A 16,908-nucleotide genomic window follows, 5' to 3' on the forward strand; every position below is an offset into this window, starting at 1 on the left:
CGTTGCTCGAATCACCGGGCTTCGTGGCCTCGGTCGCCGTCATGCGTGAGCGCTTCGATCGGATCTGTGACACGCGTATCACCGATCCGCAGCAGATGCCTCACGGCGCCGAAGCCAATCGCCCCTCAATCCTGCTCGGCCAGGGCGAGATCCAGGCTGGCGAAGTCGGCGCCGGGACCGTTCCACCACACGGACGGATAGGAGGCGAGGCGGCCCATCACGCCGGCATAGGCCTCGGCCAAAACCGTATCGGCGATTACCAGCGTCGCGGCCGAGAGGGCCAGGCTGTCGGCGAGGGCCTCGCCGCGCCGGCTGCCGTCGATGGCGACGACCCGGATCCCGAGCCGGGCCAGGCCGAGCCGCATCGCCTCCGCCTGGCCGAGGTCGCGGACGAGGAGCGCGACGGTCGCGCCGGCCCGGAGGCCTTCGCCGTAAGCCCAATGTGCGACCCGGTTGGCGCAGATCGCCGGGGCGGTCTGCGCGTGGTGCGGATGCCGATCCCCGGAAGCGCCGCCGGAGCGGAGGCGCCGGCCCGGATCACGGGTGACCGGATTGGGAACCGGCGTCGGGACGGAGATGTCTGCGACAGTGGAGTTCACGCCAAACATACGCTGCGAACCGCCTGGATCTGGTTAAACGGTGGACCTTGGCGTGACGCGAGCCGGTTAACACTCTGTCTCACGAACGCAGATCATCGGAACACTGGGCTGTTTTCCGGTCCGCGGACCCCTGCGACTGCGCCTATGCCGAATCGTTGATGAACGGCCGACCGCAATTTGCATGCGAATTCGGTCGCATTGGCGATGTGCCCGGTCCGGCCTATGTCCGGCTCCACGCGGGCGGCCCGGAAGAGGTCGCCCCGGACCGAGGAACACCGTCCCATGAACCGCCCCACGCGCCGGGTCGCCCCCAACGCCACAGCCCTCTCCCTGACGCTCGCCGTGACGCTCGCCGCCTTGCCGGCGCAGGCGCAGATCCGGAACGCCCCGTCGCCGCGCGCGCTCGAATTCGCCGCCTACATCTTCGCCGCCTCGAACGTCTGCGGCTACCGCATCGGCAACGCGGCCTTCGAGGGCCTGCTGGCGAAGCAGAACGTGCGGGTGGACGACGTCCAGCCGCGCGGCCCGTTCGGGAACCGCGTCCAGACCATGTTCACGCTGATGTCGAACCAGATGGCCCAGAACCGGGATCAGGCCTGCATCGCGGTGGCCGGCGAGTACGGGCCCGAGGGCTCCATCACCAAGAACGTCCTGCTGCCGGCCGGCCAAGCCGCCGACGCGCCGGCTCCGGCGGAGCCCGTAAAGCCGGCAGAGCCCGCAAAGCCGGCGCAATAACCGGTCAGCCGAGGCGCCAGTCGATCGACGCCACCCCGCGCTCACCGAGCCAGCCGTTGGCGCGGCCGAACGGGTCCGAGCCCGGGAAATCCCGGGCGCGGTTGAGCGGCGAGGGGTGCCCGCTCTCGAACACGCCGTGGCGCGCCGCATCGATCAGCGGCACCCGGGCGCGGGCCTGAGCGCCCCACAGCAGGAAAACCGCCGGTTCCGGACGCGCCGAGACCGCCGCGACGGCCTCGTCGGTCAACGCCGACCAGCCATAGCGCAGATGCGCGCCGGCCTTGCCGGCCTCGACGGTGAGCGCGCTGTTGAGGAGCAGCACGCCCTGCCGGGCCCAGGCCGTCAGGTCGCCGCCGGCGGACCGTTCCGAGCCGGCCTCGGCCAGGATCACCCGCAGCGAGGCCGGGACGCGGCCGGATCCGACATACGAGAAGGCAAGGCCGTTGGCGTCGCCCGGCGTCGGGTAGGGATCCTGCCCGAGGATGACGGCGCGGACCGCCGGCAGCGGCGTCTCGGCGAGCGCCCGGAAGATGTCGGCCGGCGCCGGCAGAACCCGCGCGCCCGCGGCGATCCGGGCATCGACCCGGGCCGCGACGGCGTCGGCCGCGTCGCCGACGAAGAACGGCAGCGCCAGCCACGGCGACCCGGAGGCGCGGAAAGCCGCCAGTGCGGCGGCCACGGGGGTGTCGGACATCGGGTCTCGCGGTTGCGGGCCGGGACGGCGGTAGCTAGGGAGGAACGGTCGATCATGCATGGCACGTCCGGTGCAGCATGTCGCAGCCGGCCTTCGCTGGGCGGCGCGGCACCCTACATGGGATTGCAGCGCATACCGGGAAGCCTCTGACACCGGGAAGCCTCCGGCCCAAGCGCGTGCGCCGGCTGCCGGGTATCTGAAGCCAGAAGAAGGACTCGGCGCGCGGCGCCGGAACGCTGCCATGAACGAACGCGTCGAACCCGCCGCGCTGGCGGAAGGCCGGCCCCTCTCCACAATGGTCCCCGCTGCGGGCGGCATGCCGGCCGACCATCCGAAGGTCGCCTGGGGCCGCGTCGGCGTCTTGCTGATGAACCTCGGCACCCCCGAGGGCACCAGTTACTGGCCGATGCGGCGCTACCTCAAGGAGTTCCTGTCGGACCGGCGGGTGATCGAGGTGCCGCGGCTGATCTGGTGGCCGCTGCTCAACCTGATCATCCTGACCAAGCGACCGGGGCCGAAGGGCCGCGACTACGCCAGCGTCTGGAACAACACCCGCAACGAGGGCCCGCTCAAGACCACCACCCGGGGCCAGAGCGAGCGCCTGCAGGCCGCGATGGGGGATTCCGTCGTGGTCGACTGGGCGATGCGCTACGGCAAGCCGGAGGTCGCCGACCGGCTCCAGGCGCTGCTCGACCAGGGCTGCGACCGGATCCTGCTGGTTCCGCTCTATCCGCAATATGCCGCCGCGACCTCGGCCACCGCCTGCGATCAGGCGTTCCGCGCCCTGATGGACATGCGCTGGCAGCCGACCGTACGGGTGTCGCCGCCCTATCACGACGATCCGGTCTACATCGCCGCGATGGCCGATTCGATCCGCGAGGGCTTGGCAAAGCTCGATTTCGAGCCCGAGGTGATCCTGACCTCGTTCCACGGCGTGCCGCGCAGCTACCTGCTCAAGGGCGACCCCTACCATTGCCAGTGCCACAAGGCCGGGCGCCTGATCCGGGAGGCCCTGGGGATGTCGCCCGAGCGCATGCGGGTGACGTTCCAGTCGCGCTTCGGCACCGAGGAATGGCTCAAACCCTACACCGACGAGACCGTCACGGAGCTGGCGAAATCCGGCGTGAAGCGCATGGCCATCGTCGCCCCGGGCTTCACGGCCGATTGCCTGGAGACGCTGGAGGAGCTCGACGGCGAGAACCGCCACTATTTCGAGGGCAACGGCGGCGAGCGCTTCGCCTACATCCCGTGCCTGAACGATTCCGACCTGGGCATGAAGGTCATCGAGCACGTCGTGCGCCGCGAGCTTCAGGGCTGGCTCTGACGCGAAAGCGTCCGCGCACCGCTTGCGGACTGCCCGGACCGGCCTATCATCCTCCAAAGCTGGACGCCTCGCAGATCCGGCGTTGGAGGATCACATGGCCTTCTTCATCGGGATCGCGTGTCCCTGGCTGCTGATCGCGGTGCTCGACCGGATCGCCGAAGGCCGCCGCACGGCCGAACTCGCCGCGCTCGGGGTGACCGTACCGGTGGCGCCCACCCACTCCGCCTACCTGCATCCCGACCGGCCGTATTGAGGCATCCGGGCGCGGAAGGACTGACCGTCTGAAGGCGTGAGCGTTCGCTAGTCGTTCGACCACCCTCCTGGTCATCCCGGGGCCGCGAAGCGAAGCCCGGGATCCAGAGACGCAGACCGATCCGGCCTAGCGCTGTCGGTGGATCTGGCCTCCGGGTTCGCCTGCGGCGCCCCGGAAGGCCACGATTTGTTATCCGATCCCGTTCCCTGACGAGAGGATGGGGAACACCTTTCGTCCCGACCGGCTCACGGCTTCTTCGTATCCGGCGCCGGCTGCGCAGCGGCCGGCGCAGCGTCGGTCCGGTCGATCTTGGCCTCGGCGCGCAGCTTCAGGATCATGTCCTGCTGCGCCTTGCGGACGATGTGCTGGTCGATCTGTTCCTTCAGCTCGTCGAAGGTCGGCTGCGGCTTGGTCCGCTTCTCCTCGACCTTGATGACATGCCAGCCGAACTGGCTCTTCACAGGATCGGAGACCTGGCCGGGCTTCATCGCGAAGGCGGCGTTGGCGAAGTCCGGGACCATCCGCTCCTTGGTGAACCAGCCGAGATCGCCGCCCTCTGCCTTGGAGCCGGGATCCTTCGAGGCCTCGGCCGCGACCTTGGCGAAATCCTCGCCGCCCTTGATCCGGGCCGCGATCTTCTTCGCGTCGCCCTCGTTGTCCACCAGGATGTGGCGCGCGTGCACCTCCTCCTCGGGCTTCATCAGCTTGACAGTCTGATCGTAGATCGCGTGCTCGGCCTCAGGGGTCACCGCCCGCTTGGCCTCCTGCTCCAGGTAATCGTCGAGCAGGAGCTTGTCGCGGAAGTAGGCGAGCTTGCGCTTGAACTCCGGCGTGTCGCCGATCTTGGCGGCCTCGGCCGCCTGCGCGCCGACCCGCAGGTCGACCATGTAATCCACCAGGAGGGACTTCTTCTGCGCCTCGTCCACCCCCGGGAGCGACAGGGCCGGGTCGTCGGACGCGATGGCGAGGTCGCCCTGGGTGATCGGCTTGCCGTTGACGCTCGCCACCACGGTGTCGGGGCTCGGCGCAGTCGCCGTGTTGGCCGCGGGCGTCGATGTCGAGGACGGGGCCGCCTGGGGCGCCTGGGCCAGCGCGGATCCCGGTATCGCGAGCATGAGGGCAAGCGCGCTCGCGCGCCGGAGGAGGGCGGTGTTCGGCATGCTGGCGTGGTCCTCGGCTGACGTCTCGTTGCCGCCCCTGTCGAGGCCGGGCGGCGGGCCGCGGCACAGGTGGCGCGCGTCGCGCGAGAAGGCAAGCGCTGCCGTTTCGGCCTTCCGGCGCCGAGCCTATCGGAGCCTGCCTCTTTCAGGTGCGTCGGCGGATGTTTACCTCTATAAGCCCGGCCAACTCCGCCAAGGCCGGCCCGCCACGCTCACCCGTCGGCGGGCTCGCGCGTCTGCAGGTCAACGATGCTCGGCTCGATCGCCAAGAAGATTTTCGGCTCCTCCAACGACCGCCGCGTCAAGGGCTACCGCCCGCGGGTGGCGCTGATCAACGCGCTGGAACCGGAGATCCAGGCCCTGTCGGACGACGCGCTCCGGGCGCGGACCGACATGCTGAAGGCGGAGCTGGCCGCCGGCAAGAGCCTCGACGACATCCTGGTCCCGGCCTTCGCCACCGTCCGCGAGGCGGCCAAGCGGGTCTTCGGCCAGCGCCATTTCGACGTGCAGCTGATCGGCGGCATGGTGCTGCACGAGGGCGCCATCGCCGAGATGAAGACCGGCGAGGGCAAGACCCTGGTGGCGACCCTGCCGGTCTACCTGAACGCCCTGGAGGGCAAGGGCGTCCACGTCGTCACCGTGAACGACTACCTCGCCGCCCGCGATGCCGAGTGGATGGGCCAGCTCTACCGGTTCCTCGGCCTCACCGTCGGGACCATCGTGCACGGGCTCGACGACGAGCAGCGCAAGGCGGCCTACGCCTGCGACATCACGTACGGTACCAACAACGAGTACGGCTTCGACTACCTGCGCGACAACATGAAGTACGAGCTGTCGCAGCTCGCCCAGCGGGGACACAACTTCGCGATCGTGGATGAGGTCGATTCGATCCTGATCGACGAGGCCCGGACGCCGCTGATCATCTCCGGGCCGGTGGACGACCGCTCCGAGCTGTACGTCTCGGTCGACGCGATCATGCCCCGGCTGGTGCGCGAGCATTACGACCTCGACGAGAAGCAGCGCACGGTCTCGCTCACGGAAGCCGGCAACGAGTTCGTCGAGGAGACCCTGCGCGAGGTCGGCCTGCTCAAGGACGGCGACCTGTACGACGCCCACAACGTCAGCCTCGTCCACCACGTGAACCAGGCCCTGCGCGCCAACACCCTGTTCACCCGGGACAAGGACTACATCGTCAAGAACGACGAGGTGGTGATCATCGACGAGTTCACCGGCCGCATGATGCAGGGGCGGCGCTACTCGGAGGGACTGCACCAGGCCCTCGAGGCCAAGGAACGCGTGACGATCCAGCCCGAGAACCAGACGCTGGCCTCGATCACCTTCCAAAATTACTTCCGCCTATACGGCAAGCTCGCCGGCATGACCGGTACGGCCTCGACGGAAGCGGACGAGTTCGCCGAGATCTACAAGCTCGACGTGGTCGACATCCCGACCAACAAGGAGGTCGAGCGCGTCGACGAGGACGACGAGGTCTACCGCACGGTGGGCGAGAAGTACGAAGGCATCATCGCGGAGATCGACAAGGCGCATAGCCGCCACCAGCCGATCCTGGTCGGCACCGGCTCGATTGAGAAGTCCGAGCACCTGGCCGAGATGCTGAAGAAGGCCGGCTACACCCTGCTCGACTATTCCGATCCGAATGCGCTCACCGACGTCTACAAGGCCGCCCGCGAGGGCCGGGTCACCAAGCGCTTCGCCGTGCTGAACGCCCGCTTCCACGAGCAGGAGGCCTACATCGTCGCCGAGGCCGGTGTGCCCGGCGCGATCACCATAGCCACCAACATGGCCGGCCGCGGCACCGACATCAAACTCGGCGGCAACCTCGAGATGCGCATCGAGAAGGAGCTCGGTCAGCTCGCCGACGGTCCGGAGCGCGACGCCGCCATCGACGCCATCAAGGCGGAGATCGCCGACAACCGCGCCAAGGTCCTGGCCTCCGGCGAGCCGGCCGACCCCGAGGCCGGCCGCAAGAAGGCCCTGCCGGGCGGCCTCTACATCATCGGCACCGAGCGCCACGAATCCCGGCGCATCGACAACCAGCTCCGCGGCCGCTCCGGCCGCCAGGGCGATCCGGGCCGCTCGAAGTTCTACCTATCGCTTCAGGACGACCTGATGCGGATCTTCGGCTCCGACCGCATGGACGGGATGCTGCAGAAGCTCGGCCTGGAGCAGGGCGAGGCGATCATCCACCCCTGGATCAACAAGGCGATCGAGAAGGCGCAACAGAAGGTCGAGGCGCGCAACTTCGACATGCGCAAGAACGTGCTCAAATACGACAACGTCATGAACGACCAGCGCAAGGTCGTGTTCGAGCAGCGCCGGGACTTCATGGCCCAGGAGAGCGTGCGCGAGACCGTCGACGAGATGCGCGAGGGCGTGATCGACGACTTCGTCGCCCGCTACATCCCGCAGAACGCCTACGCCGAGCAGTGGGACGTCGCGGCCTTGCGCGAACAGGTCCGCGACGTGCTGAACCTCGACGCGCCGGTGGAGGATTGGGCCAAGGAAGAGGGCATCGCGGACGAGGAGATGCGCGAACGCCTGCTCAAGGCCGCCGAGACGGGCTACGCCGAGCGAGCCGAGAAGAACGGCACCGAGATCACCGCCTATATCGAGAAGCAGGTCCTGCTCCAGACGCTGGACCACCTGTGGCGCGAGCACCTTGTGACCCTCGACCACCTCCGGCAGGTGATCGGATGGCGCGGTTTCGCCCAGCGCGACCCGCTCAACGAGTACAAGTCCGAGGCATTCGACCTCTTCAACAGCCTCGTGACGTCCCTGCGCGAGCAGGTGACGGCGCAGCTCTCCCGCGTCGAGATCGTGCACCAGCAGCCCGATCAGCAGCAGGGCTTCCCGGGCGGCACGCCGGAGCTGCCGCCGATGTTCGCCCAGCATCTCGACCCGGTGACCGGCGAGAACGAGATGGATTACGGCGAGCGCGGCTCGGGTAGCGACGGCGGCGGCGGTCCCGCCTACGGCTACGCGGCCCAGGGCCTGTCGGTGGATGGCGCGGTGCTCGAGCGCGACCCGAACGATTCCGCCACCTGGGGCCGGGTCGGGCGCAACGAGCCGTGCCCGTGCGGTTCGGGCAAGAAGTACAAGCACTGCCACGGCACGTTCCAGGCCTGAGGCGGCCGGCATCATGGCCGCCCGCACGGTCTTCGTCGCCGGCGCCGGCACCGAGATCGGCAAGACCTACGTCACCGCGGCGCTGACCCGGCGCCTGCGGGCGCAGGGCCGGCAGGTCCGGACCCTGAAGCCCCTGGCGAGCGGCGTGCCACCGTTGAGCGATCCGGCCTTCGCGGAGAGCGACACGGCGCACCTCCTCGACGCGCAGGGCCTCGCTGTCGAAGCCGAGACCGTCGAGGCCTGCTCACCCTGGCGGTTCTCGGCCCCGCTTGCGCCCGATCAGGCGGCCGCCCTGGAGGGCCGGGCGCTGGACCTGCCCGAGCTCGTCGCCTGGTGCCGGGCGCAGATCGCCCGCACCGAGGGCACGCTGCTGATCGAAGGGGTCGGCGGGCTGATGAGCCCGGTCACCGGGGCCGCGACCGGCCTCGACTGGCTCCGGGAGCTGGCCGTGCCGGCGCTGGTCGTCTCCGGCAGCTATCTCGGGGCGATCAGCCACGCGCTCACCGCCTGCGAGACCCTGCGGCTGCACCGCGTGCCGCTGCTGGCCGTCGCCATCAGCGAAAGCGAGGGCGCGCCCGCGCCGCTCTCCACCGTCGCCGCGTCGATCGCCCGGCATGCCGGCGTGCCGGTGTTCGGCCTGCGGCGGGGCGAGCCGTGCCCGGACGCCCTGGCCGATCGGGTGTGACCGGGTACGGGCCGGAAAGCGCCTGTTGCGCGCCGTCCCGTTCCCGGGTCGCAGTCCGCTGACGGTCCGACCGTCCGGGAAAAGCGGCGTGGTCCCTTCGCCGGCGACGACCACGCCGTTGGAGACGCGATACGGCTTCCCGGTGATCGTTCGACCCATGGCGAGCCCTTTGACCGGGAGCCCATCCGAACGCGACCGCTTCCACTCGGACGGACAGCGCTCTACCTGTGCCGCCAGGGCCGGCGCGTTTGAGCCCGCGGGAGACGTGCGTTGAGTCAGTCCCTTGCACCCGCGGCGGCTCCGGATGCGCGAACTCGCGCGGGCGACGACGACGATGCCTCCCAGAAAAGCCGGCTCAAGCCCGCCCTCGTCTTCGGCGCGCTCGGCGTCGTCTACGGGGATATCGGCACCAGCCCGCTCTACGCCTTCAAGGAGGCCGTGAAGGCGGCCACCGCCGGGGGCGCTACGGTCCCGGCCGCCGCGACGGGCGCGGTGTCGCTGATCCTGTGGTCGCTGATCCTGATCGTGTCGCTGAAATACGCGGTGCTGATCCTGCGCGCCGACAACAAGGGCGAGGGCGGCATCGTGGCCATGCTGGCGCTGCTCGGCGCCCGGCAGGCGCAGCCCGGAACGTTGAAGGCCGTGCTGCTGGTGGTCGGGCTGATCGGTGCCGCGCTGCTCTACGGCGACGGCGCGATCACCCCGGCGATCTCGGTGCTCTCGGCGATCGAGGGGCTGAAGGTCGACGCGCCGTCGCTCGGGCACTTCGTCGTGCCGATCACGATCGCGATCCTGGTCGTGCTGTTTGCCGTCCAGCACAAGGGCGTCGCGGTGATCGGCCGGGTGTTCGGCCCGGTGATGCTGGTCTGGTTCGTGGTGCTGGCGGCCCTCGGGATCGTCGGCATCCTGGGCAAGCCCGAGATCCTGTCGGCGCTGAACCCGCTGCGCGCCGTCGATTTCATGCTGCATGCCGGCTGGCACGTGAGCTTCGCGATGCTGGGCGCGGCCTTCCTGGCGGTCACCGGCGGCGAGGCGATGTACGCCGATCTCGGCCATTTCGGCGCGATGCCGATCCGGGCCGCGTGGTTCGTCCTGGTCCTGCCGGCGCTGGTGCTCAACTATTTCGGGCAGGGCGCCCTGCTGCTCGCCGCGCCCGACGCGATCGAGAACCCGTTCTTCCGCCTGTGCCCGGATTGGGGCCACTACCCGCTGATCGCGCTGGCAACACTCGCCACCATCATCGCCTCGCAGGCGATCATCTCCGGGGTGTTCTCCCTGACCCAGCAATCGGTGCAGCTCGGCTTCCTGCCGGCGATGCGCATCGTCCAGACCGCCCGGGAGGAGCGCGGCCAGATCTACGTCCCGATGGTGAACTGGCTACTCGCCGCCGCGACCCTGGTGGCCGTGGTGCTGTTCGGGTCCTCCGACGCGCTCGCCGGGGCCTACGGCATCGCGGTTTCGATGCTGATGGCCATCACCACGCTGCTCGCGGCGCTGATCGCGCTGCGGTGGGGCTACAACCCGATCCTAGTCTTCGCGGTCAACGGCATCTTCCTGGCCATCGACGCCGTGTTCTTCGCGGCCAACAGCGTGAAGATCCTGGAGGGCGGCTGGTTTCCCCTGGTGCTCGCCGGTTTCGTCGCGCTGATGATGCTTACCTGGAAGAAGGGCAACGAGCTGGTCGAGCAGGCCCGGGTCGCGCTGCGCCTGCCGGAGGATGCGTTCCTGGCCGGGCTCCAGCACCGCGACCTGCTGCGCCTGCCCGGCACCGCGGCCTTCCTGTCGGCGGCCGAGCACGGGATCCCCCTCCACCTGTCGCGCTTCGTCGAGCGCAACCACGCGCTGATGGAGCGCATCCTGATCATCACCGCGCTCTACGAGGAGACTCCCACGGTCCCGGTGGAGCAGCGCGCCCACGTGACGATCCTGGCGCCGGACTTCTACCGGGTGATCCTGCGCTACGGCTTCATGGAGGAGGCCTCGATCCCGGAAGGGCTGGCCTGCGCGGTCGCGTCCCGCCACCTGCCCGCGAACGTCGTCGACGACATGACCGTGTTCGTCGGGCACGAGACGATCATCCCCAAGGACGACCATCTCGGCATGGCGCCGTGGCGCGAAAACCTGTTCGCCTTCATGCAGCGCAACGCCGAGCGCACCGGCGCCTTCTTCGGCGTGCCGACCCGGCAGGTGGTCGAGGTCGGCACGGAGATCGAGATCTGAGCAGGCGAAAAGAACCGGCGGCGAACGCCCTCGCAGCCTGGAACGCATAAAGACATGTTTATGTCTTGATTGCTTCGTAACGTTCGAAGTGGTAGGGGCTGGCCCCGAACCGCAACGCGAACACACGGAGCCGCCGACTCATGGCCAAGGATTATATCGTCAAGGACATCGGGCTGGCCGATTACGGCCGCAAGGAGATCTCGATCGCCGAGACGGAGATGCCGGGCCTGATGGCGGTCCGCGAGGAGTACGGCGCTGCGCAGCCCCTGAAGGGCGCCAAGATCGCCGGCTCGCTGCACATGACGATCCAGACCGCCGTGCTGATCGAGACCCTGAAGGCGCTCGGCGCCGACATCCGCTGGGTCTCCTGCAACATCTACTCGACCCAGGACCACGCCGCCGCCGCCATCGCGGCCGCCGGCATCCCGGTCTTCGCCGTGAAGGGCGAGACCCTGGAGGAGTACTGGGACTACACCTCGCGCCTGTTCGACTGGCATGACGGCGGCATGCCGAACATGATCCTCGACGATGGCGGCGATGCCACCATGTTCGTCCATCTCGGCCTGCGCGCCGAGCGCGGCGACACCGCCTTCCTCGACAAGCCGGAGAGCGAGGAGGAGGAGGTCTTCTTCGCGCTGCTCAAGAAGAAGCTGGCCGAGAAGCCGAAGGGCTGGTTCGCCGGCCTCGCCGACAGCATCAAGGGCGTCTCCGAGGAGACCACCACGGGCGTGCACCGCCTGTACGTGCTGGCCAAGGAGGGCAAGCTGCTCTTCCCGGCGATCAACGTGAACGACTCGGTCACCAAGTCGAAGTTCGACAACCTCTACGGCTGCAAGGAGTCGCTGGTCGACGGCATCCGCCGCGGCACCGACGTGATGATGGCCGGCAAGGTGGCCATGGTCGCCGGCTTCGGCGATGTCGGCAAGGGTTCGGCCGCCTCGCTGCGCAATGCCGGCTGCCGCGTGCTCGTGTCGGAGATCGATCCGATCTGCGCGCTCCAGGCCGCCATGGAGGGCTACGAGGTCGTGACGATGGAGGACGCCGCCCCGCGCGCCGACATCTTCGTCACCGCCACCGGCAACAAGGACATCATCACCCTCGATCACATGCGGTCGATGAAGGACCGGGCGATCGTCTGCAACATCGGCCACTTCGACAACGAGATTCAGGTCGCCGGCCTGAAGAACCTCAAGTGGTCCAACATCAAGCCGCAGGTGGACGAGATCACCTTCGCGGACGGCCACCGCATCATCCTCCTGTCGGAGGGCCGCTTGGTGAACCTCGGCAACGCCACGGGTCACCCGTCCTTCGTGATGTCGGCCTCGTTCACCAACCAGACGCTGGCGCAGATCGAACTCTGGACCAACACGTCCAAGTACCAGAAGCAGGTCTACACCCTGCCCAAGACCCTCGACGAGAAGGTTGCGGCCCTGCACCTCGAGAAGATCGGCGTGAAGCTCTCCAAGCTGCGCCCCGACCAGGCCGCCTATATCGGCGTCTCCGAGGCCGGCCCGTTCAAGTCCGAGCATTACCGCTACTGAGCCGGCTCCGGCCGGCGGCGCCTCCGGTTCGGCGCGCGAGCCAAACCGGAGGTTGAATTCCTAACCGGACCTATAAGGGCCGGGACGGCGTTCGACGCCTCCATCACCATGCAAAATAGGGCCCGGCGCGCTGCGTCGGGCCCTTTCGTTTGTCAACCCGTTTGAGCGCCAACGCACTGTGTCTTCTGAGTGTCGTTAACGGATGATTGTGAGCCCCCGGCGTATAGCCACGCTTCGTTCCCCTTCCGGCTGGATTCCGCCGCACGGTAAGGTGCAGCCGAATCTTAGATCGGTGGGTCCGCGAGGGTTCGAGAGAATCGTCGCGGGGACGGTGCGTTTCGCGCCACGCGGTTGCACGCGCATGTCGGATCGCCAGGGGTGGGGGCAGGGCTATCATGGGTGTCGGTCGTGCCGCGCACGTTCGAATCTGCGTGGGTGCGCTCACATTGACGGCGGCGAGCGCTGCGCTCGCCGAACTGCCCGAGACCGCGACCACGCACGCGCCGCGTGAGATGCACGGCGTCGCCGCCCTGGCGATCTTCGGCGGCCTCGTCGCCTTTGCGGTGATTCTCTCGCTGCTCCACCTCTACGAGCGCGCACGCTGGACCCGCCGGGAGCGGGAGCTGGCCGGCGCCCTCGACGTGCTCCGCGGCGCCCACGATCGCGCCGAGATGCTGCTCAACGCCGAGCGCCAGGTCATCGTCACCTGGGACCGGCGCAGCGAGCCGGTGGTCGAGGGCGATATCAGCCTCGCGATCTACGGCGAGCGGCCGACCTCGGGCTATGCCCGCCGGGTCCTCGCCTTCGGCACCTGGCTGGTCGCCTCCGACGCCGCCGCAGTCGAGGCTGCGGTGGAGACCCTGCGGGCGCGGGGCACGAGCTTCTCCCTGAGCCTACGCACCCAGACCGGGCGCAGCATCGACGCCCACGGGCAGGCGGTGGCCGGCCGCGCGCTGCTGCGCCTGCGCGAGACCAGCCAGGAGCGCTGCGAGATCGCCGACCTGCGCGCGACCCTGGACGAGACCCGCCGCGGCTTGTCGGCGCTGGCCGGGCTCCTCGACGCGATCCCGCAGCCCGTCTGGCGGCGCAACCGGGACGGCGGCCTGAGCTGGGTCAACGCCGCCTACGCGGCGGCCGTCGAGGCCGAGACCCGCGAGGCCGCTCTCGACGGCGGCGTCGAGCTGTTCGACCGTCCGGCCCGCGAGGCGATCATCCGCGACGAGGCGGCGCGCGCCGCCGGCCTGACCCGGACCGTCCCGCGGCTCTCGGCCGTGGTGGCCGGCAGCCGGCGCATGCTGGACGTGTTCGAGACCACCCTGGACAGCGGCCGGGTCGGGATCGCCATCGACGTCTCTGAACTGGAGAGCGTCCGCGCCGACCTGCAGCGCCAGATGAATGCGAACGTCCGCACCCTGGACCAGTTGCCGACCGCGGTGGCGATGTTCGACGTCTCGCAGCGGCTGATCTTCCACAACGCCGCCTACCGCCAGCTCTGGGACCTCGACCAGGCCTTCCTCGACAGCCGCCCCTCCGACGGCGAGATCCTCGACCATCTCCGGGCCGAGCGGAAGCTCGAGGAGCAGGCCGATTTCCGCGGCTGGAAGCACGGGGTGCTCGCCGCCTACCGGGCCGCCGAGGCCAACCAGAGCTGGTGGTACCTGCCCGACGGACGAACGCTCCGCGTCGTGGCCGACCCCAACCCGCAGGGCGGCCTGACCTACCTGTTCGACGACGTCTCCGACAGCCTGAACGCCGAGACGCGCTACATCGCCCTGCGCCGCCTCCAGGCCGAGACCCTCGACACCCTGGCCGAGCCGGTGGCGGTGTTCGGCGCCGACGGGCGCATGACGCTCGCCAACCGGGCGTTCTGCACCGTCTGGCGCCTCGATCCGGCGACCGTCGAGGAGCGGCCGCATGTCGATGCCGTCATCGCCGCCTGCCGGTCGCTGGCGCCGGCCGAGGAGCCGTGGCTCGACATCCGCGACGCGGTGGTCGGCCTCGAATCACGCACCGCCCAGTCCTGCCGCCTGGAGGTGGTGGACGGCACGGTTCTCGACTGCGCCGCGCAGCCGCTGCCCGAGGGCGCGACCCTGCTGACCCTGATCGACGTCACCGCGAGCGTGAACGTCGAGCGGGCGCTGACCGAGAAGAACGACGCGCTCGAGAAGGCCGCGCAGCTGCGCGACACCTTCGTGCACCACGTCTCCTACGAGCTACGCTCGCCGCTCACCAACATCATCGGCTTCACGCAGCTGCTGGGCGACGAGACGGTCGGGGCGCTCAACGACCGTCAGCGCGAATATTCCGACCACATCATGCGCTCGTCGGCGGCGCTCTTGGTCATCATCAACGACATCCTCGACCTCGCCTCGATCGATGCCGGCTCGCTGGAGCTTCAGCGGGAGGAGGTCGACGTCCAGACCACGATCGAGGCCGCCCTGCGCGGCATCGAGGACCGGTTGGCCGAATCCCACATCACCCTGGCCCTCGACGTGCCCGAGGATATCGGCAGCGTCCACGCGGACGGGAAGCGCATCCGCCAGATCCTGTTCAACCTGCTGTCCAACGCCGTCGGCTTCTCGGACGCCGGGCAGCGGGTCGAGGTCCGCGCCCGCCGGGAGGCCCAGGAGCTGATCCTGAGCGTGCGCGACCACGGCCGCGGCATGCCGCCGGAGATCGCCGATTCGGTCTTCAACCGCTTCGAGAGCCACACCCTGGGCACCCGCCATCGCGGGGTCGGGCTCGGCCTGTCGATCGTGCGGTCCTTCGTCGAACTCCATGGCGGGCGGGTCCTCCTCGAGACCGCACCCGGGGCCGGCACCCAGGTGACCTGCATCTTCCCGCTCTTCCCTTTTGACGGGCTGCAGCGCGAGCATCCCGAACGACGACCCGCCACGACCCCGACCGTGATCGCCGCGCGCAAGCCGGGCCTGGCGGTCCACTGAAGCGCTGTTTCACCGGTCCTTCCCGATCTCCCACCTCGTCCGGACGGGACGCAGCGAAGCGGAAACCGCGACGGGGGCCTCCAACCGGCGGGCGCTCACCGGAGGGCTCCTGCGCAGCCACTGACGCGGTACCTCAGGATCTCGGGATCGGGATCTCCGTCGATTCGAGCACTCGGTCGGCCGGGGGGTGCCGTCGAACGCGCCCTGACCAGGGCGGCGAACAGGACGCTCCGTTTGCCGGAGCGGGCCCTCCGCCGGGCTTGATTAATCCCCCTGCCGGGCTCAGCAGGGCGCATGTCCGAAAAAGATCGTTCCGGCTGGGCCGTCTTCGGGATCGGGGACTTCCGGCTGTTCGGCTCGGCCCGCTTCCTCACCGGCCTCGCGTATCAGATGCAGGCGGTGGCGATCGGCTGGTTCGTCTACGACCTGACCCATTCCGCGCTGGCGCTGGGCCTCGTCGGGCTGGCGGGTTTCCTGCCCGCGGTGATCTGCGCCCTGATCACCGGCCACGTGGCCGACGCCTATGACCGCCGCCTGGTCGGCGCTGCGGCCTTCGGGCTCCAGAGCTTCGCGAGCTTCGGCCTGCTCGCCTACGCGCTGGCCGGCTTCCAGGCGATCTGGCCGATCTACGCCCTGGTGATCGTCGTCGGCACCGCGCGGGCCTTCGCCAACCCGGCCCTGCAGGCGCTGCTGCCGACCCTGGTGCCGGGGCCGCAATTCGGATCGGCCATCGCGTGGAACGCCTCGCTCTGGCAGAGCGCGTCGGTGATGGGCCCGGCGCTCGGCGGCCTGCTCTACGCGCTCGGGCCGTCGGTCGTGTTCGGCGGCGCGGCGGCGAGCTTCGCGCTGGCGAGCGTCCTGACGGGGCTGATCCGGTTCCGGCCTGCTGCCGTGACCGAGCGGCCGCCGATCACCTGGGCGGCCCTCTCGGCCGGCATCGGCTACATCCGCTCGCAGCCGGTGGTGCTGGGTGCGATCAGCCTCGACCTGTTCACCGTCCTGCTGGGCGGCGCCACCGCGCTCCTGCCGATCTATGCCGGCGAGGTGCTGCATGTCGGCCCGCTGGGGCTCGGCGCGCTCCGCAGCATGCCGGCCTTCGGGGCGGTCGCCATGGCGGTCCTGCTCGCCTACCGTCCGCTGCGCCGCCATGCCGGCGTGCGGATGCTGCGGGCCTGCGCGCTGTTCGGTGCGGCCACCGTCGTGTTCGGCCTCTCGACCTCGCTGCCCCTGTCGATGGCCTGCCTGTTCGTCACCGGCGCCGCCGACATGATCTCGGTCTATGTCCGCCAGACCTTCGTGCAGGGCGAGACCCCGGATGCCATGCGGGGCCGGGTCTCGGCGGTAAACACGGTGTTCATCGGCGCCTCGAACGAACTCGGCGAGTTCGAATCCGGCGTACTGGCGGCCGCGATCGGGGCGGTCCCGGCGGTGGTGGCGGGCGGCGCCGCGACGATCGCGGTCGCGCTGCTCTGGGGCCGGTTCTTCCCGGCCTTGCGGGCGCGGGACCGGTTGCTGGTGCGGGGGTAGCGGCCGGCCATTATCCCTTCGAGGTCAGTATCACAATCAGAAAGGGATAATGCATTCCTTTTCAATACCTTGTGCCGG

12 protein-coding genes are annotated in these 16,908 nt (G+C 69.4%); 9 read left to right on the plus strand and 3 right to left on the minus strand.

Annotation, left to right across the window (positions count from 1 at the left end):
- Nucleotides 1-125: 125 nt before the first annotated feature.
- Nucleotides 126-608, minus strand: coding sequence for an AMP-dependent synthetase (locus FVA80_RS03170; protein WP_147905773.1), 483 nt, complete (start codon nucleotides 606-608; stop codon nucleotides 126-128).
- Between the two features lie 273 nt (nucleotides 609-881).
- On the opposite strand from FVA80_RS03170, the gene FVA80_RS03175 reads away from it, so the two are divergent.
- On the plus strand, nucleotides 882-1,334 hold the full coding sequence (locus FVA80_RS03175; RefSeq protein WP_147905774.1) for a hypothetical protein: 453 nt from the start codon (nucleotides 882-884) through the stop codon (nucleotides 1,332-1,334).
- Between the two features lie 4 nt (nucleotides 1,335-1,338).
- On the opposite strand, the gene FVA80_RS03180 is transcribed toward FVA80_RS03175, so the two are convergent.
- The gene (locus FVA80_RS03180) at nucleotides 1,339-2,028 is read right to left on the minus strand and encodes a uracil-DNA glycosylase (protein WP_147905775.1); all 690 of its coding nucleotides are present in this window, start codon (nucleotides 2,026-2,028) and stop codon (nucleotides 1,339-1,341) included.
- 241 nt (nucleotides 2,029-2,269) lie between these two features.
- Here FVA80_RS03180 and hemH point away from each other — a divergent pair, with 241 nt between their 5' ends.
- Nucleotides 2,270-3,352: a ferrochelatase gene (gene hemH / locus FVA80_RS03185; RefSeq protein WP_147905776.1), complete on the plus strand. Its 1,083-nt coding sequence runs from the start codon at nucleotides 2,270-2,272 to the stop codon at nucleotides 3,350-3,352.
- A 94-nt stretch (nucleotides 3,353-3,446) separates the two neighbouring features.
- Nucleotides 3,447-3,605 (plus strand): hypothetical protein, encoded by a 159-nt coding sequence (locus FVA80_RS30295; RefSeq protein WP_187193581.1) that lies wholly within the window; start codon nucleotides 3,447-3,449, stop codon nucleotides 3,603-3,605.
- A gap of 245 nt (nucleotides 3,606-3,850) precedes the next feature.
- Here FVA80_RS30295 and FVA80_RS03190 read toward each other — a convergent pair whose 3' ends face one another.
- The gene (locus FVA80_RS03190) at nucleotides 3,851-4,765 is read right to left on the minus strand and encodes a peptidylprolyl isomerase (RefSeq protein ID WP_147905777.1); all 915 of its coding nucleotides are present in this window, start codon (nucleotides 4,763-4,765) and stop codon (nucleotides 3,851-3,853) included.
- Nucleotides 4,766-5,014: 249 nt separating this feature from the next.
- Between FVA80_RS03190 and secA the strand changes: the two genes are divergently transcribed.
- The 6 genes from secA to FVA80_RS03220 all read left to right on the plus strand — a co-directional run bounded on the left by secA (nucleotide 5,015) and on the right by FVA80_RS03220 (nucleotide 16,830).
- Complete coding sequence (gene secA / locus FVA80_RS03195; RefSeq protein WP_147905778.1) at nucleotides 5,015-7,912, plus strand: preprotein translocase subunit SecA; 2,898 nt, start codon at nucleotides 5,015-5,017, stop codon at nucleotides 7,910-7,912.
- A 13-nt stretch (nucleotides 7,913-7,925) separates the two neighbouring features.
- On the plus strand, nucleotides 7,926-8,597 hold the full coding sequence (bioD, locus tag FVA80_RS03200; RefSeq protein WP_147905779.1) for a dethiobiotin synthase: 672 nt from the start codon (nucleotides 7,926-7,928) through the stop codon (nucleotides 8,595-8,597).
- 270 nt (nucleotides 8,598-8,867) lie between these two features.
- The gene (locus FVA80_RS03205; protein ID WP_147905780.1) at nucleotides 8,868-10,817 is read left to right on the plus strand and encodes a KUP/HAK/KT family potassium transporter; all 1,950 of its coding nucleotides are present in this window, start codon (nucleotides 8,868-8,870) and stop codon (nucleotides 10,815-10,817) included.
- Nucleotides 10,818-10,957: 140 nt separating this feature from the next.
- Complete coding sequence (gene ahcY / locus FVA80_RS03210) at nucleotides 10,958-12,358, plus strand: adenosylhomocysteinase (RefSeq protein WP_147905781.1); 1,401 nt, start codon at nucleotides 10,958-10,960, stop codon at nucleotides 12,356-12,358.
- Between the two features lie 395 nt (nucleotides 12,359-12,753).
- Nucleotides 12,754-15,303 carry a PAS domain-containing sensor histidine kinase gene (locus FVA80_RS03215; RefSeq protein ID WP_147905782.1) on the plus strand — a complete coding sequence of 850 codons (2,550 nt, stop codon included), beginning with the start codon at nucleotides 12,754-12,756 and terminating at the stop codon, nucleotides 15,301-15,303.
- 294 nt (nucleotides 15,304-15,597) lie between these two features.
- Nucleotides 15,598-16,830 (plus strand): MFS transporter, encoded by a 1,233-nt coding sequence (locus FVA80_RS03220; protein ID WP_147905783.1) that lies wholly within the window; start codon nucleotides 15,598-15,600, stop codon nucleotides 16,828-16,830.
- The last annotated feature ends 78 nt before the right edge of the window (nucleotides 16,831-16,908 follow it).

The sequence above is a fragment of the Methylobacterium sp. WL1 genome, from assembly GCF_008000895.1.
In the GTDB taxonomy this organism is placed as follows: domain Bacteria; phylum Pseudomonadota; class Alphaproteobacteria; order Rhizobiales; family Beijerinckiaceae; genus Methylobacterium.

What these genes read in the sequence shown, in the direction of transcription:
- FVA80_RS03180 (WP_147905775.1), bottom strand. Translation starts at nt 2,028, where the DNA reads ATGTCCGACACCCCCGTGGCCGCCGCACTGGCGGCTTTCCGCGCCTCC.
- bioD (WP_147905779.1), top strand. Translation starts at nt 7,926, where the DNA reads ATGGCCGCCCGCACGGTCTTCGTCGCCGGCGCCGGCACCGAGATCGGC.
- hemH (WP_147905776.1), top strand. Translation starts at nt 2,270, where the DNA reads ATGAACGAACGCGTCGAACCCGCCGCGCTGGCGGAAGGCCGGCCCCTC.
- FVA80_RS03215 (WP_147905782.1), top strand. Translation starts at nt 12,754, where the DNA reads ATGGGTGTCGGTCGTGCCGCGCACGTTCGAATCTGCGTGGGTGCGCTC.
- FVA80_RS03170 (WP_147905773.1), bottom strand. Translation starts at nt 608, where the DNA reads ATGTTTGGCGTGAACTCCACTGTCGCAGACATCTCCGTCCCGACGCCG.
- FVA80_RS03190 (WP_147905777.1), bottom strand. Translation starts at nt 4,765, where the DNA reads ATGCCGAACACCGCCCTCCTCCGGCGCGCGAGCGCGCTTGCCCTCATG.
- ahcY (WP_147905781.1), top strand. Translation starts at nt 10,958, where the DNA reads ATGGCCAAGGATTATATCGTCAAGGACATCGGGCTGGCCGATTACGGC.
- FVA80_RS30295 (WP_187193581.1), top strand. Translation starts at nt 3,447, where the DNA reads ATGGCCTTCTTCATCGGGATCGCGTGTCCCTGGCTGCTGATCGCGGTG.
- FVA80_RS03175 (WP_147905774.1), top strand. Translation starts at nt 882, where the DNA reads ATGAACCGCCCCACGCGCCGGGTCGCCCCCAACGCCACAGCCCTCTCC.
- FVA80_RS03220 (WP_147905783.1), top strand. Translation starts at nt 15,598, where the DNA reads ATGTCCGAAAAAGATCGTTCCGGCTGGGCCGTCTTCGGGATCGGGGAC.
- secA (WP_147905778.1), top strand. Translation starts at nt 5,015, where the DNA reads ATGCTCGGCTCGATCGCCAAGAAGATTTTCGGCTCCTCCAACGACCGC.